The organism is Paenibacillus sp. FSL R10-2734 (assembly GCF_037963865.1).
In the GTDB taxonomy this organism is placed as follows: Bacteria; Bacillota; Bacilli; order Paenibacillales; family Paenibacillaceae; genus Paenibacillus_AQ.
Genome location: NZ_CP150170.1, coordinates 5,842,496 through 5,856,834, shown reverse-complemented (window position 1 = coordinate 5,856,834; position 14,339 = coordinate 5,842,496). Strand labels below are relative to the sequence as shown.

General features: G+C 43.7%; 14 protein-coding genes and 1 riboswitch. Of the genes, 10 read left to right on the top strand and 4 right to left on the bottom strand.

Annotated features, from left to right (window positions below; translation table 11 throughout):
• Nucleotides 1-58: 58 nt before the first annotated feature.
• Nucleotides 59-193 carry a hypothetical protein gene (locus NSS67_RS25425; RefSeq protein WP_339316501.1) on the bottom strand — a complete coding sequence of 45 codons (135 nt, stop codon included), beginning with the start codon at nucleotides 191-193 and terminating at the stop codon, nucleotides 59-61.
• A 320-nt stretch (nucleotides 194-513) separates the two neighbouring features.
• Nucleotides 514-1,488 carry a hypothetical protein gene (locus tag NSS67_RS25420; protein ID WP_339316499.1) on the bottom strand — a complete coding sequence of 325 codons (975 nt, stop codon included), beginning with the start codon at nucleotides 1,486-1,488 and terminating at the stop codon, nucleotides 514-516.
• A 454-nt stretch (nucleotides 1,489-1,942) separates the two neighbouring features.
• Here NSS67_RS25420 and NSS67_RS25415 point away from each other — a divergent pair, with 454 nt between their 5' ends.
• The 3 genes from NSS67_RS25415 (at nucleotide 1,943) to NSS67_RS25405 (ending at nucleotide 5,135) form a co-directional block, all read left to right on the top strand.
• The gene (locus NSS67_RS25415; RefSeq protein ID WP_042186207.1) at nucleotides 1,943-2,869 is read left to right on the top strand and encodes a 5'-3' exonuclease H3TH domain-containing protein; all 927 of its coding nucleotides are present in this window, start codon (nucleotides 1,943-1,945) and stop codon (nucleotides 2,867-2,869) included.
• 156 nt (nucleotides 2,870-3,025) lie between these two features.
• Entirely contained in the window at nucleotides 3,026-3,907 is an 882-nt protein-coding gene (locus NSS67_RS25410; protein WP_339316497.1) for an ROK family protein, read from the top strand.
• 211 nt (nucleotides 3,908-4,118) lie between these two features.
• Entirely contained in the window at nucleotides 4,119-5,135 is a 1,017-nt protein-coding gene (locus NSS67_RS25405) for an HRDC domain-containing protein (RefSeq protein ID WP_339316495.1), read from the top strand.
• 86 nt (nucleotides 5,136-5,221) lie between these two features.
• On the opposite strand, the gene corA is transcribed toward NSS67_RS25405, so the two are convergent.
• Nucleotides 5,222-6,157: a magnesium/cobalt transporter CorA gene (gene corA, locus NSS67_RS25400; protein ID WP_339316494.1), complete on the bottom strand. Its 936-nt coding sequence runs from the start codon at nucleotides 6,155-6,157 to the stop codon at nucleotides 5,222-5,224.
• 396 nt (nucleotides 6,158-6,553) lie between these two features.
• Nucleotides 6,554-6,685, top strand: a riboswitch (SAM riboswitch).
• Between the two features lie 114 nt (nucleotides 6,686-6,799).
• On the opposite strand from corA, the gene metA reads away from it, so the two are divergent.
• The 3 genes from metA (at nucleotide 6,800) to mqnC (ending at nucleotide 10,332) form a co-directional block, all read left to right on the top strand.
• Nucleotides 6,800-7,720 carry a homoserine O-succinyltransferase gene (gene metA / locus NSS67_RS25395; protein WP_339316492.1) on the top strand — a complete coding sequence of 307 codons (921 nt, stop codon included), beginning with the start codon at nucleotides 6,800-6,802 and terminating at the stop codon, nucleotides 7,718-7,720.
• A gap of 35 nt (nucleotides 7,721-7,755) precedes the next feature.
• Complete coding sequence (locus NSS67_RS25390; protein ID WP_339316491.1) at nucleotides 7,756-8,928, top strand: aminotransferase class I/II-fold pyridoxal phosphate-dependent enzyme; 1,173 nt, start codon at nucleotides 7,756-7,758, stop codon at nucleotides 8,926-8,928.
• 267 nt (nucleotides 8,929-9,195) lie between these two features.
• Nucleotides 9,196-10,332: a cyclic dehypoxanthinyl futalosine synthase gene (mqnC, locus tag NSS67_RS25385; RefSeq protein WP_339316490.1), complete on the top strand. Its 1,137-nt coding sequence runs from the start codon at nucleotides 9,196-9,198 to the stop codon at nucleotides 10,330-10,332.
• Nucleotides 10,333-10,425: 93 nt separating this feature from the next.
• Here mqnC and NSS67_RS25380 read toward each other — a convergent pair whose 3' ends face one another.
• Complete coding sequence (locus NSS67_RS25380; protein WP_339316489.1) at nucleotides 10,426-10,614, bottom strand: hypothetical protein; 189 nt, start codon at nucleotides 10,612-10,614, stop codon at nucleotides 10,426-10,428.
• Between the two features lie 150 nt (nucleotides 10,615-10,764).
• On the opposite strand from NSS67_RS25380, the gene NSS67_RS25375 reads away from it, so the two are divergent.
• The 4 genes from NSS67_RS25375 (at nucleotide 10,765) to thrS (ending at nucleotide 14,216) form a co-directional block, all read left to right on the top strand.
• A complete protein-coding gene (locus NSS67_RS25375) occupies nucleotides 10,765-11,607 on the top strand; it encodes an SPFH domain-containing protein (RefSeq protein ID WP_339316487.1) in 843 nt (280 codons plus the stop codon).
• Between the two features lie 11 nt (nucleotides 11,608-11,618).
• Nucleotides 11,619-11,789, top strand: coding sequence for a toxin-antitoxin system HicB family antitoxin (locus NSS67_RS25370; RefSeq protein ID WP_036684471.1), 171 nt, complete (start codon nucleotides 11,619-11,621; stop codon nucleotides 11,787-11,789).
• A gap of 195 nt (nucleotides 11,790-11,984) precedes the next feature.
• Nucleotides 11,985-12,239, top strand: coding sequence for a hypothetical protein (locus NSS67_RS25365; protein ID WP_339316486.1), 255 nt, complete (start codon nucleotides 11,985-11,987; stop codon nucleotides 12,237-12,239).
• Between the two features lie 39 nt (nucleotides 12,240-12,278).
• Entirely contained in the window at nucleotides 12,279-14,216 is a 1,938-nt protein-coding gene (thrS, locus tag NSS67_RS25360; protein WP_339316485.1) for a threonine--tRNA ligase, read from the top strand.
• The last annotated feature ends 123 nt before the right edge of the window (nucleotides 14,217-14,339 follow it).

Sequence of the window (14,339 nt, the reverse complement as noted above, 5' to 3'; positions counted from 1 at the left end):
CCTCTAGCTAAACAAGAAAAGGCCATGCTTCTCATTTTGAGAGCATGGTCTTTTCTTGTTAATTTAGTTGATTTTTCTTATCGATCGTATCGTATTTAAATGTTATTGAGGATGAGCCGACCGTATCTACGACATATCTGCCAATAGCAAGAATCTGATCGTTGTCGGTTTTGACTTCATAGCCGCTTTCCATGCCTGTATGGCCTCCGCCATTTTTCTTTAACTCCTTCATTTCAGCTGTAAAATCGCTGTACAGCTTTTTACTTTCTTCCAGGAAATGAGAACTACTAAGAGTTCCGTCAGATTAAAAAACTCGATGTTCCATATCTTAAGGAAACCGAGTTTTTTACGCAATTCTAATTTTTTCCTCCGTGAGGGAAAGCTACGAAGTGACACAGAAAATAAAGAATTATGCTCATATTATGTTATTTATATCTATATCTATATAGATCCTTTTTCATATCGTTTCTAATATAAGTATTGAACTATCGGTCAACTTGAATCTACAAAAACCTATTTTAGCAGTGTGAAAAATTTCCCGATTTTCAAATCACCATAGAGTTGGTCAAACAGCTTGCCGTCCTTCGACTGGGGATCAAACGGATTGGACTGCGGAGTTGTATACACATAAACCATTCCGTTGGCTTCCGTAATTACACTCCCTACAGGCGGGCCTTGTTCACTGGATAGGTGGCTCCAATCATTTTTGGAGAATACGGAGATCATCAGCAGCATTTCAGCATCTTTTCGATCCTTTGTCGTATAATCGAACTGCACTACATGCTTAGCCAACGGTATGATTTTATTTGCACTTGCACCTGCATATTGGCTTGTCTTGTAATGTCCTTTCCATGAAGCGGGCAATTTCAAACTGAAGTTTGCTTGAGAATTAGTGTATAGTTCTTGGTTATCCGCTACAACATCCTTTGCCAAAACATCTTTAAGTTTATTCCCTTCCCATGTTAAGAACAGATGATCCACGTATCCACCATTTCCTCCTTGAGGGGCTGTTGTGATAATATCGTTCACTTTGTTACCTGTATAGTCACCGATAATCAAATTCGGTTCTCTTCCAAGTTCTCCATACAATTTTCCGTCCGTTCCTTTGTACACCCAATCATATTTATAGTATCTGTTGGTTTTTCCATCTTGCACGATGACGGATAAATTGCTCGCGTACGCATCCAGTTTTCCATCAATTTTTTCTTTTATCCCGACCAAAATCACTTGGTCTTTAACGGAGTCACCGGTAACATCGGATATTTTGTAATCAAGTACATACGTGTTTTCCTTCAGTTTAAATTCGGGTACTTTAATTTTTTGACCAATTTCTATTTTTTGTAATGTTTTTTCGGACTGCTGATTCACCACTTTTGGAGCTGAGTTTGTCTGTTTTGCTAATGAAATTTGTGGCGCTCCGATTCCAACGGCACAAATGAAACCCGCCAGTACTAAATAAGGAATTTTTTTTGCAAACTGTTTTTTCATCTTCCAAACCTCCGTTTATTCTTGTTTGTCTCTTACATAAGCAAGACGTATGAGGTAACCTAAAAAGTTTGTTTCTGGATTGGAAAAGTTTTTTTATATCTCTCTCAACTGAAGATTGGAAAAGGAGAATTGAGTTACCTGAGATGAATTACCAATGAAGGGGAGCATTTTTGTATGTGAAGGAAACGACATGCATATTCAGCCGTTATTTAGCGTTGGAATACGAACGGCGTCAATCAAGTGATGCCGGACACTCGGAGGACTCATCAAGGGTTTGTTTGGAGATTTGAGCTGCGAAAGTTGAGCTGTTAATTTCAAAGGATAAGAATATGCTCCCATATGTGTAACTTTATGATCCCTTATCAGATCAAGTATTTTCTGTTAGAATACTCTTTGTGCAATAGCTTGGACAAATGCTTAATATTAATAGAACGATTAGAGGAGAGGTTTATACATGAGAGCAGAAACAACGGGCCGTGTAATGCTTGTAGATGGAATGGCTCTGCTGTTCCGGGCCTTTTATGCGACCTCTTATGGAGGATATATTCGCAAGACAAAAGCTGGATTACCGACGAATGCAGTGTATGGTTTTTTACAGTATTTTTTCGATGCGGTAAGCACATTTGAGCCTTCTCACGTCGTATGCTGCTGGGATATGGGCAAAGGAACGTTCCGCACAGAGAAATATGATGGGTACAAATCGAATCGGATTGAGGCACCATTAGAGCTGATTCCACAGTTCGATCTGGTAAAAGATGTAGTAGCTGAGCTAGGTGTTCCGAATATCGGACTTGCAGGCTATGAAGCGGATGATTGCATTGGTACGTTAGCTTCTTGTTACAGTGAAAATTCCGAGGTATATATTTTGACGGGTGACCATGATATGCTTCAGCTCATTGATGAGAACGTTAAGGTCGTAATCATGAAAAAAGGACGCTCTAACTATAAAGTGTATGACCTTGCAGAGTTGCTGGAGGAAAAGGGTCTAACCCCTAGACAGGTGATTGACCTGAAGGGCTTTATGGGCGATACCAGTGACAACTATCCAGGGGTAAAAGGGATTGGTGAGAAAACTGCACTGAAACTGTTAACCGAATACGGTACAGTTGAAGGTGTAATTGAGAATCTGCACTTGCTTCCTAAAGGTGTGCGTACCAAAATCGAAGCAGATCTGGATATGCTGCATTTATCGCGAGAGCTAGCTGAAATCCGTTGCGATGTACCGGTAGTCTGCGAGCTGACAGAAGCCTTGTGGCAACTACAGCGGGAAACAGCCGCGCGCAAATTTCAAGAGCTGGAGTTCGGCAGCCTGATGCACTTGATTGCTGAGGTGCAAGATGAGCGAGGCATTGTACAGATTGAGTTAGGCGATTTGGGATAAGGAGGAACTCCCTTCATGCAAAGATGCATGGAGGGAGTTTTATTGTTGTGATAGCGCTTCATTCAACGTATAATTAGGGCTGGTGATTGCTTTTTTGAATGATATTATTTATGGGTAGCGTATCAACTTCTAACTAGAGAAAGGGAGATAATTGCTGTGAAGCTATTAGGAGCGATTGAAGCAGGCGGAACAAAGTTTGTATGTGGGATTGGTTATGAGGACGGTACCATTGTTGATCGGGTAAGCTTTCCGACTACTACTCCGGAAGAAACGATGGGATTAGTAATAAACTATTTTAAAGGGAAGAATGTAGAAGCTTTCGGAATAGGATCTTTTGGACCGATTGATCCCGTGCTGGACAGCCCTACTTATGGTTATATAACAACGACACCAAAACCTCACTGGGGACAATATAATCTAGTAGGTACTATGGCAGAGCAATTTAATGTGCCGATTGGGTTTGATACGGATGTGAATGGTGCGGCACTTGCTGAGAGTAAATGGGGAGCGGCTAAAGGTTTGGACAGCTGCCTTTATATTACGGTTGGGACAGGCATTGGAGCGGGAGCGGTTGTAGGCGGTCAGATGGTACATGGATTATCTCATCCTGAGATGGGACATATTCTAGTTCGTAGACATCCAGAGGATACGTTTGAGGGTTACTGTCCATATCATGGTGATTGCCTTGAAGGGTTAGCCGCAGGTCCGGGGATCGGTAAACGGTGGGGACAACCGGCAGGCGAGTTACCAGTGGACCATCCAGCATGGGAGATGGAAGCTCACTATCTTGCGCATGCACTCATGAACTATGTGCTGATTCTGTCTCCTCAAAAAATCGTAATGGGCGGTGGTGTCATGAAACAAAGCCACTTGTTCCCGTTAATTCGTACTAAGCTGCAAGAGCTATTGAGCGGATATGTTCAGCATCCATCACTTAATGTCGACATCGAGAATTATGTTGTGTCACCGGGTCTTGGAGACAATGCAGGGCTTGCTGGAGCCATTGGACTGGCTACATTAGCTCTAGCTAGAAACTAGTATAAAAAGACATTGACTGTTCGGTAATATATGGTATTCTAGGATCTAACAGTATAGCATTTAATGAGGGAGCACCTCTTTCGCGTTTATCGTGAGAGAGGTGCTTTTTTTGCGTTTCGGGGTCTGATTGAGAAGGATTGGTTCGCTCCGAAGGAGGATCTGCCCGGGAGGTTATAGTGCTTGCTGTAAGTTGAGAAAGGAAGGGATGAATATGCAAATCGTATTTATGAATCGTTTATCCAGAATATCTGGAGTGGATCAAGAGGTGTACGCCCAGCTGTGGATTGGAGAGGAGGAGGGAATCTGGAGTCTGGGCTGGCGTGATTTTTCAGGTGGAGAGAATTGCATCGAGAATTTATGGTATGAAGGCGGTTCATGGAATGAAATGCTCTGTGTATACAGGCATGAGCTGGCGGTGAAGATGGGAGATGGCTATCGACCCTTAATAGATGGGATATTCCACGAGGAGGATAGTCTTACTGGACGTAATCAGGAGCAGCTTAAGCTTCAATATTACAGCGAACATCATGGGAATGAAGCTATTTATGAGGAGTTATGTACTTGGCGCCGTGGAAAAGCTTCGAGTGAACGGAAGGCGCCCTATATTCTCGCCAGCAATCGTCTGTTGCGCTTATTAAGCACATTTCTACCCCATACGCCTGAGGAACTGCTGCAGATTCCAGGTGTAGGAGAGGGGAAGGTAGCACAGTTTGGGGCTGATTGGCTCGCTATCACTACAGCGGTGGCAAGGGAACATTCCTTTCCTCTGAATTGGGTACATGAAGTAATCGAAGAGGAGCCTTTTGTATCTTGGCTTTATAAACAGAAAGAGGTCAAATATAAGAAGCAGCTTGAACGACTGCGCTTACGTCGAATTCTGCTACAGGGGATCGAGAATGGATTGAGCATGGAACAGCTTAAGCTGAATAGTGGAGTGAACCGCCGTGAACTGATTGAAGCGGTAGAGGAACTTGAGAGAGAAGGTTATTCCGTAGAGAAACTAATCGTCGTGGAGCTTAGCAATATGCCGCAGAATGAGCAGGAAGCGGTTTGGAATGCCTATGTGGAGCATGGAGATCTCTTCTTAAAACCGGTGCTACATAAGGTGTACGGAGAGGGTTTTTCGCCTGCTGAAGGGTTGGATTCATATTATGAGCGATTGCGGTTGATCCGCATCCGTTTCCGTCGAGAGCAAACGAATAAAGTGAGTATGGCGACCAGCTTTTAATTGTAATTCCGCATACTAAAAAGACGAAGGCTTCCTTATACCTTACGGTTACAGGGCCTTCGTCTTGCTTATTCGTCCAATTTGGTTCATAGCCATTCCTTCTTGCGGAATACATACAGCATTCCACAGCCTAACGTCAACATAACGCCTATAACGCCAAAATAGCCGTATTTCGTATGAAGCTCAGGCATATGATCAAAGTTCATACCATAGATTCCGGTAATTACGGTCAGGGGCATGAATATTGTTGTGATCGCAGTAAACACTCTCATAATTTCATTCGCGCGGTTGGCAATACTGGATTGGTATGCCTCTCGTAAGTTGCCCATGAGATCGCGGTACGTCTCGAAGGTTTCAGATATTTTAACCGCATTTTCATAAATGTCGCTAAAATATTTTTGCAGCTGATCATCAATCAGACGGAGGTCTTTTTTATTGAGGGTATTAATAACCTCTTTCTGTGGGCCCAACATCTTCTTCAACCATAGAATCTCACTTCGTAGACCGATAATTTCGCTGAGATGTGACTTCTTGGTGTGCATGAGGATATCTTCTTCCAGCTTCTCAATTCGAGCCTCAATCCGGTCGCCGACGGAGAAGTAGTTATCCACGACAAGGTCAATAAGTAAGTAAAGGAACATATCCGGCTCATTTACCTCTTGCTCCCAGAGCATAGGCTTCAGGATTCGCAGTTCATTGATCTTTTGTTTCGTTACAGTGATGATGTAATGTCTTCCAAGGAATACATTGAGCGCTCGAAGGAAAATTTCCTCATCATCAAAGCGGATGCTATTTACAACAATAAAGTAGTGACTTTCGTATATTTCGATCTTTGGACGCTGATCCTCTTCGCTAAGGCAATCCTCAACAGCAAGATCATGTAGATTGAACAAGGGCTGAAGTAGCTCCAAATCCTCCACATCGGCATCAATCCAATAGAACCCTTCCGTTGGGGGTGTCAGTGTTTCATCAATTTCATCAATAGGTGTAAAAACCCCTGCATTCACCAGCCGGATTTTCATCTGATTTCACTCCTCCTGTCCCCAGGTCTTCACCAGGGACTGCTAATTAAGCACAGAGAAAAAAATCAGCTTGGCCGGGGTTACAATCAATACATAAGGCCAAATGACATTTCGAGGGCATGAAGAAGAACTGCTCCCGCCGCCGGCAAGCTGATGATTATCCTGTGTGGTTGCTCATTCTGTACACTTAATTGCGAGCTAGGGTCGCCTTCCATCCTTCTTCTCACCTCTCTTTTCGTTCAGGTATGAAATACTTGTCTAGTATAACAACGGAGTATGCCTCTTTCAAGCAAATTTATTGTGATTTTGAGGCTTCTTCAGCATTGTATGGACTTGACGAAAAGGAGGTTCATGATTTAAAGTGAATTTTAAAGTAATTTAATTGAATACAGCTAAATCTTATCAAGAGCAGGTGGAGGGACTAGCCCTATGAAACCCGGCAACCGGCGTGTAAACGCACGGTGCTAAATCTTGCGGAATTTCTGCTGACGCCTAAATCGTCGTCAGAATAATTCTGGCAGATGAGAGAGGCGCATATGACTGTAGATATGACCTTTCTCGATTTCCGAGAAGGGTCTTTTTATTGTTCAGCAAGCCGAAGTGCGGTAATACAATTAAAATCAGCTAAGGAGTGGAAAGACAATGCCAATTAAAATTCCCGACAGTTTACCGGCAAAAGAAGTACTATCCGGAGAAAATATTTTTGTGATGGACGAAAGTCAGGCTTTCCATCAGGATATCCGTCCACTACGGATTGCTATTCTGAACCTCATGCCGACTAAAGAGACGACAGAGACTCAATTACTGCGTTTAATTGGAAATTCGCCACTACAAGTTGATGTTACGCTACTGCATCCACGTTCCCATACTTCCAAGAATACTTCTGCTGAACATTTGAAGAGCTTTTACAAAACCTTTGACGAGATTAGTCACCGCCGCTTAGACGGCCTAATCGTTACAGGTGCTCCTGTAGAACAAATGGAGTTCGAGGATGTATCGTATTGGGAAGAATTGAAAGAGATCTTTGAATGGAGCAAGGACAATGTAACTTCAACCATGCATATCTGTTGGGCGGCACAAGCAGGCTTACATCATCATTTTGGTGTTCGTAAAGTGGCATTGCCTGAAAAATGCTTTGGCGTCTTCGCTCATACGATTAATCAAAATAACATTAAATTGTTGCGCGGCTTTGACGAGGTGTTCCATGTACCGCACTCCCGTCATACCGATGTCTCCCGTGAAGATATTGAGAATAACCCAGATCTGCAGATTCTAGCGGAATCCGAAGAAGCTGGTATGTATCTGGTGGCTACAAACGACGGTAAACAAATATTTGTGACCGGACATTCCGAATACGACCCTTTATCCTTGAAATGGGAATATGACCGTGATGTAGCTAGAGGGATGGAGATGGCCTTGCCGAAACATTACTTCCCTAAAGACGATCCGGATCGAACGCCTCCAGCTGTATGGCGTGCGCATGCCAATTTATTATTCTCTAACTGGCTCAATTACTATGTATATCAAGAAACACCTTATGATATCGACCCGATTGTTTATTAATAACAGCGCTACATTATAATTAGGAGGCATTAATCATGGATGACAAACTTAGGATTGAAAGTAGACTGGCTCAGATAGGTTCTCAAGAAGATCCGGCTACAGGAGCAATTAATTTTCCGATTTATAATGCAACGGCATTTCGTCATCCGAAGCTCGGTCAGAGTACAGGGTTTGATTATAGCCGTACCAAGAGTCCAACCCGTTCAGTGCTTGAAAATGCAGCTGCCGAACTGGAGTCCGGAGATGCAGGATTTGCTTGTAGCTCAGGGATGGCAGCTATACAAACGGTCCTTACCTTGTTCGCTCAAGGCGATCATCTGATCGTTTCACTGGATCTTTACGGTGGTACCTATCGTCTGCTGGAACGGATAATGTCTAAGTTTGGAATCACTGCTTCTTATGTAGATACGAATGATTTGGATGCACTGGAAGCTACGCGTCGTCCGAATACGAAAGCTGTATTTATTGAAACACCAACGAATCCACTAATGATGATCACTGATATTGAAGCCGTTGCTACTTGGGCTCGTCATCATGAGCTACTTACTATTGTAGACAACACGCTGCTGACTCCATTCTTCCAGCGTCCTCTGGAATTAGGTGCAGATATTGTAGTCCATAGTGCCACCAAATATTTGGGCGGACACAATGATGTGCTTGCCGGTCTTATCGTCTCTAAAGGGGCTGAACTATCCGCTGAAATAGCTATTCTACATAACTCTATTGGCGCTGTTCTTGGGCCAACAGACAGTTATCAGCTGATGAGAGGCATGAAGACCTTGGCTTTGCGTATGGAGCGGCACGAGAGTAATGCGCTGGCAATTGCTCACTATTTGCTGGAGCATCCAGCGATTGCGGAAGTGTTCCATCCAGGCCTGCCAGATCATCCGGGATTTGAAATTCAGAATCGCCAGTCCTCAGGTAATACCGGGATTTTTTCTTTCAAATTAAAGGATGCCAGATATGTAGAACCGCTTCTTCGTCACATCCGTCTTATTGCATTCGCAGAGAGCCTGGGCGGCGTAGAGTCACTTATGACTTACCCGGCAGTACAAACGCATGCTGATATTCCTGTAGAAATTCGGAATGCTGTGGGTGTAGACGATCGTTTGCTGCGTTTCTCCGTCGGCATTGAACATGCAGAGGATTTGATTGCTGATCTTGGCAACGCACTAGAGGCCGCACGGGCAGAAATTGAGTCGGAATAACTGGGATTTACTTTCAATCGAGTGTTAGTCAAAAAATAGAGAATAACTGGCAGTATCGCTTATTGCGATGCTGCTTTTCTTCTGGATGGGATTTAGCGAAGAATGTAAAAGCATTTTTCAAGCCGTTCGGATTGTGATAGGATGAGGAAATGAACTGTTCATTTCTACGAGAAAGGGTTGTCATCTGGAAAGAAGGCAACGTCTTTTCTTCCTGTAATTTTGTGATTCTACCAATACCCCTAAGGGTTTAAAAGGAGGATGCGAACGATGAGTACGATAGATCTTATTTTGGACAAAGCCCTACGGGGTGAACGTCTCCAATTGGAAGATACCATCCGACTGTTCGAGAGCAACGAAATTGAGAAAATGGGTGCTGCTGCTAACACTATAATGGAACGCTGGCATCCGGACCCGATGGCCACGTTTGTAATTGGTCGCAATATTAACTATACGAATGTGTGTGATGTCTACTGTCGTTTTTGCGCATTTTATCGCAGACCAGGCTCGGATGAGGGCTATGTACTGCCGGATGAGACGATCTACCAAAAAATCGCTGAGACCATCGCTGTAAATGGTACAGAAATCCTAATGCAAGGCGGAACGAACCCTAATCTTCCTTTCAGCTATTATACAGATATACTGCGCGGAATTAAGCAACGTTTCCCTGAGATTACAATGCATTCCTTCTCTCCTGCGGAGATTATGAAGATGAAAGAGGTCTCTGGATTATCGCTCGAGGAAGTGGTGCGTCAAATCCATGCTGCGGGTCTAGATTCTTTACCAGGTGGGGGAGCGGAAATTCTCGATGACCGTACACGCCGCAAGATCAGCCGCCTTAAAGGCTCGTGGCGCGAGTGGATGGACGTAATGCAGACGGCGCATAAGATCGGTATGAATACGACGGCTACGATGGTCATTGGTCTTGGTGAGAGTATGGAAGAACGGGCACTGCACTTACTTCGTGTGCGCGAGGCTCAGGACGAGTGTATTGCCAACAAATATGATTCAGAGGGTTTCTTGGCCTTTATCTCTTGGACATTCCAACCGGACAACACCAACCTGAAGCTGGATAGACAATCGCCTGAAGAATATCTGAAGACGGTAGCGATTAGTCGCCTTGTTCTAGACAACATTAAGAACTTCCAGTCCTCTTGGGTAACTATGGGACCAGAAGTTGGCAAGCTTTCCCTTCAATATGGCTGCAACGATTTCGGCAGTACGATGATTGAGGAGAACGTAGTATCTTCTGCGGGCGCAACTTACAAAGTAAATATCGAATCCATTACTCAATTGATTCGTGAAGCAGGCAAAATCCCCGCACAGCGGAATACGCGTTATGATATTCTGCGCGTGTTCGATGACGCTAATGCAAAGATTGATAATGATTTCATCATGCAGAACTAATACGGAATTCATAAGGACATATTTAACGCTTGTTTATCGTTCAGCCTCTTGTAGGGATGAATGATAAACAAGCGTTTTTTGGTGTGGGAATAGTTAGAATATTTTTATCAAAATAATAATTGCAGCAATGATTCCGACAGCGATAAGAAGATTTGAGACTTCGCTCCAAAAACCGGGTGAACCTTCAGTATGAAGTTTCCTTTGATTCACATCAAATTTAGCTTTCGCTGCGTCAGGGTCTGGTAAACGATTAAATTGGTTAGGGTTATTATTATCAAACATAAGAGGACCTCCTAGGTTGATTTTGATTAATTATAACATTTATTTACATGTGAACATGAATTCAATAATTTATTACATTTTTGTATACACATTATTATCCATAAGTGATATCATAATCATATCAAATGAATATCTAGTGGAGGTGCTTTTATGAAGGAGAAGACGCTTCGTCCTGTCAGCGGATTTTGGGTTATCGCATTAATTGCAGTTTGTTTGGTTGGTGGAATATATGGTGCTGTTCTGGAGTATGCAGTTGTGTCGGTTGTATTGTTCGTTGTGGCGGCAGTGCTGTGTACGAGTATTACGGTTGTTCAGCCGAATAAGTCAGTCGTTGTAACCTTTTTCGGCAAATATGTAGGAACTATCGCTACGAGTGGATTGTTCGCAGTCATTCCGTTCAGCATACGTAAGACGGTTTCCCTACGAGTTCGTAACTTTAACAGTGTGAAGCTCAAGGTCAATGATGTCGAGGGTAACCCGATTGAAATTGCCGCCGTTATCGTTTTCAAGGTGATTAACTCCGCTAAAGCCCTTTTTGATGTAGATAAATATATGGCTTTCGTAGAGATTCAGAGTGAAACAGCACTGCGTCATGTGGCCAGTAAATACCCGTATGATAACTTCAATGAATCTGGTATGTCCCTGCGTGCCAATGCAGACGAAATTGCTAAAGAATTAGCGACTGAGCTTCAAGAGCGCTTGTCCTTGTCTGGTGTGGAGGTTATTGAAGCCCGGCTTACACACTTGGCTTATTCAACAGAAATTGCTAGTACGATGTTGCAGCGGCAGCAGGCATCAGCCATTCTTTCTGCTCGCCAAATCATTGTAGAAGGTGCAGTTGGCATGGTTGATATGGCGATTAAACAGCTTAAAGAGAGCGGTGTAGTGGAGCTTGATGAAGAACGTAAAGCGGCGATGATTAATAATCTGATGGTGGCGATTGTATCGGAGCGCGGAGCGAGTCCGGTCATCAACGCCGGCTCGTTGTATTAAGGCGGTGCATCATGGCGGCCAAGAAAAGCTTTCCATTGCGGATCGATCCAGATCTGCATGAGGCGTTGGAACGTTGGGCGGGAGAGGAATTTCGCAGCGTAAACGGACATATCGAATACTTGTTGCGTGAGTCTTTGAAACGTGCAGGCCGCTTACCTGAAAAGAAACGCCGAGAAGAGTAACCTGTTAAGGACAGCGTCCATTTCATGGATGCAGAACTGTCCGTGTGGGTGACTGCTAGCGGGTTTACAAAATTTTGACGCCTCTTCAGACTTGACTGTCAGGGAGGACAGATTTATAATTACTCCATAATTCACGTTAACAGCATTGACAAAGATATGAGTTGATTGTTCAGGACCGTTCAGAGAGAGGGAACATTGGCTGTAATTTCCTCCGGTAGCCTACTATCGATTTACCCCTTTGTAGCTGCGGTTATGAATTCCCTGAAATGGGATAGTAAGAACCGCCGGTTCATGGTCGTTATTCCATGCTTACGAAGGATTCTGTTTCAACTCCGTGTTAAGAGCGGATTGAGAGAATCGAATTTGGGTGGAACCACGGGTGCAATCGCTCGTCCCTTTGCGGGACGGGCGTTTTTTGTATGCGTGGATATTTCCGTTCCGCAAGCTTAAACTGGCCACTAGGCTTAACGATATGAAGGAGGAATTTGAATGTCAGTAAATATTAAGCTTCCGGACGGTTCTGTTCGGGAATATGCAGAGGGTAGTAGCATTGATGATGTAGCAGCTTCGATCAGCAGTGGACTTCGTAAGAACGCGGCAGCAGGTAAACTGAACGGTATTGTTGTGGACCTGTCCACTCCACTTGAGGAAGGCGCACTAGTAGAGATCGTAACTTTGGATTCACCTGAAGGTCTTGAAGTTATGCGTCACAGTACAGCTCATTTGATGGCACAAGCTGTAAGACGTTTGTACGGAACTAAGGAAGTAAAACTTGGAGTAGGTCCGGTTATCGAAGACGGTTTCTACTACGATATGGATCTGGAGCATCCTCTTAACCCAGAAGATCTATTAAAGATCGAAAAGGAAATGGATCGTATTATTTCTGAGAACCTTCCAATCGTACGCAAGGAAGTAAGCCGGAAGGAAGCTCTTGAAATATTCGGTGAGCTAGGCGATCCTTACAAGATCGAATTGATCGAAGCACTTGCTGAAGATAGTGTAATTACAATCTATGAACAAGGTGAATTCTTCGACTTGTGCCGTGGACCACATGTGCCGTCGACTGCTAAGATCAAAGTATTCAAATTGATGAATGTAGCGGGTGCATACTGGCGCGGTGACAGTAAGAATAAGATGCTTCAACGCGTCTATGGTACGGCTTGGATTAAAAAAGCGCAGCTGGATGAGCATCTTCGCCTGCTCGAAGAAGCGAAGAAACGCGATCACCGTAAGCTGGGTAAAGAGCTTGAAATCTTTACTTTTAACCAATTAGTTGGACAAGGCTTGCCGATCTGGTTGCCTAAGGGTGCCAAACTGCGCAGCATTCTAGAACGTTACATCGTGGATCTGGAAGCAAGCTTGGGATACCAGCATGTATACACACCAGTTCTGGGTAATGTTGAACTATATAAAACTTCCGGACACTGGGAGCACTATCAAGAGGACATGTTCCCTAAGATGACTATTGATAACGAAGAATTTGTTCTTCGCCCAATGAACTGTCCGCATCACATGATGATCTATAAGAGCTCTATGCACAGCTACCGTGATCTTCCGATCCGTATCGCTGAGCTTGGTATCCAGCACCGTTATGAAATGTCGGGAGCGTTGACTGGTTTGCACCGTGTGCGTTCTATGACTCTTAATGACTCCCATATTTTCTGTCGTCTGGACCAAATTAAAGGGGAGTTCATTCGTGTAATCGAGCTGATCCAGCAGGTCTACAAAGACTTCGGTATTAATGATTACCGTTTCCGCTTATCTTATAGAGATCCTAAAGATACTGAGAAATATTATGATAATGATAATATGTGGGAAACTGCTCAGCGGATGCTGCGCGAGGTTGTAGAAGAAGCGGGACTGCCGTTCTATGAAGCGGAAGGTGAAGCAGCATTTTACGGTCCAAAATTGGATGTACAAATCAAGACTGTATTAGGCAAGGAAGAGACGCTATCCACTGTGCAAATCGACTTCTTGTTACCTGAAAAATTCGAGCTTGAATATATCGGTGACGATGGTCAAAAACACCGTCCAGTCGTTCTACACCGCGGTATTTTGGGTACAATGGAGCGTTTTGTTGCTTTCTTGTTAGAGAACTTTGCGGGATCTCTGCCGCTTTGGTTGTCTCCACAGCAGGTTAAAGTCATCCCTGTATCCACTGCCTTCGACGATTATGCTAAAGAAGTTACTGACAAGCTGCGTCGCCGTGGCATCTCCGCTGAGGCAGATCTACGCAATGAGAAGCTTGGTTATAAGATTCGTGAAGCTCAATTGGAGAAGCTGCCATACATGTTCGTAATTGGCGAGAATGAGATGAATGCTCAGACAGTTTCCATCCGTAAGCGTGGAGAAGGCGACATTGGAGCTAAGCCGCTTCAAGAAGTTATTGAGCTACTGGCTCAGGAAATCGCAGACCGTGTAATCTAATAAAACCTTGTAATAATCAACATCAAAAAAACGTTTAATAACGACCTCTGTCATATGCTCATGAGGATCAAAAATTGATCTTCATGTATAAAATTTTGTGAATCGGGAAACCTTCGCTAATAA

Excerpts from the sequence above, each read along its gene's own strand:
- NSS67_RS25425 (WP_339316501.1), bottom strand. The coding sequence starts at position 193 with ATGGAAAGCGGCTATGAAGTCAAAACCGACAACGATCAGATTCTTGCT.
- NSS67_RS25420 (WP_339316499.1), bottom strand. The coding sequence starts at position 1,488 with ATGAAAAAACAGTTTGCAAAAAAAATTCCTTATTTAGTACTGGCGGGT.
- NSS67_RS25415 (WP_042186207.1), top strand. The coding sequence starts at position 1,943 with ATGAGAGCAGAAACAACGGGCCGTGTAATGCTTGTAGATGGAATGGCT.
- NSS67_RS25405 (WP_339316495.1), top strand. The coding sequence starts at position 4,119 with ATGCAAATCGTATTTATGAATCGTTTATCCAGAATATCTGGAGTGGAT.
- corA (WP_339316494.1), bottom strand. The coding sequence starts at position 6,157 with ATGAAAATCCGGCTGGTGAATGCAGGGGTTTTTACACCTATTGATGAA.
- metA (WP_339316492.1), top strand. The coding sequence starts at position 6,800 with ATGCCAATTAAAATTCCCGACAGTTTACCGGCAAAAGAAGTACTATCC.
- NSS67_RS25390 (WP_339316491.1), top strand. The coding sequence starts at position 7,756 with ATGGATGACAAACTTAGGATTGAAAGTAGACTGGCTCAGATAGGTTCT.
- mqnC (WP_339316490.1), top strand. The coding sequence starts at position 9,196 with ATGAGTACGATAGATCTTATTTTGGACAAAGCCCTACGGGGTGAACGT.
- NSS67_RS25380 (WP_339316489.1), bottom strand. The coding sequence starts at position 10,614 with ATGTTTGATAATAATAACCCTAACCAATTTAATCGTTTACCAGACCCT.
- NSS67_RS25375 (WP_339316487.1), top strand. The coding sequence starts at position 10,765 with ATGAAGGAGAAGACGCTTCGTCCTGTCAGCGGATTTTGGGTTATCGCA.
- NSS67_RS25370 (WP_036684471.1), top strand. The coding sequence starts at position 11,619 with ATGGCGGCCAAGAAAAGCTTTCCATTGCGGATCGATCCAGATCTGCAT.
- thrS (WP_339316485.1), top strand. The coding sequence starts at position 12,279 with ATGTCAGTAAATATTAAGCTTCCGGACGGTTCTGTTCGGGAATATGCA.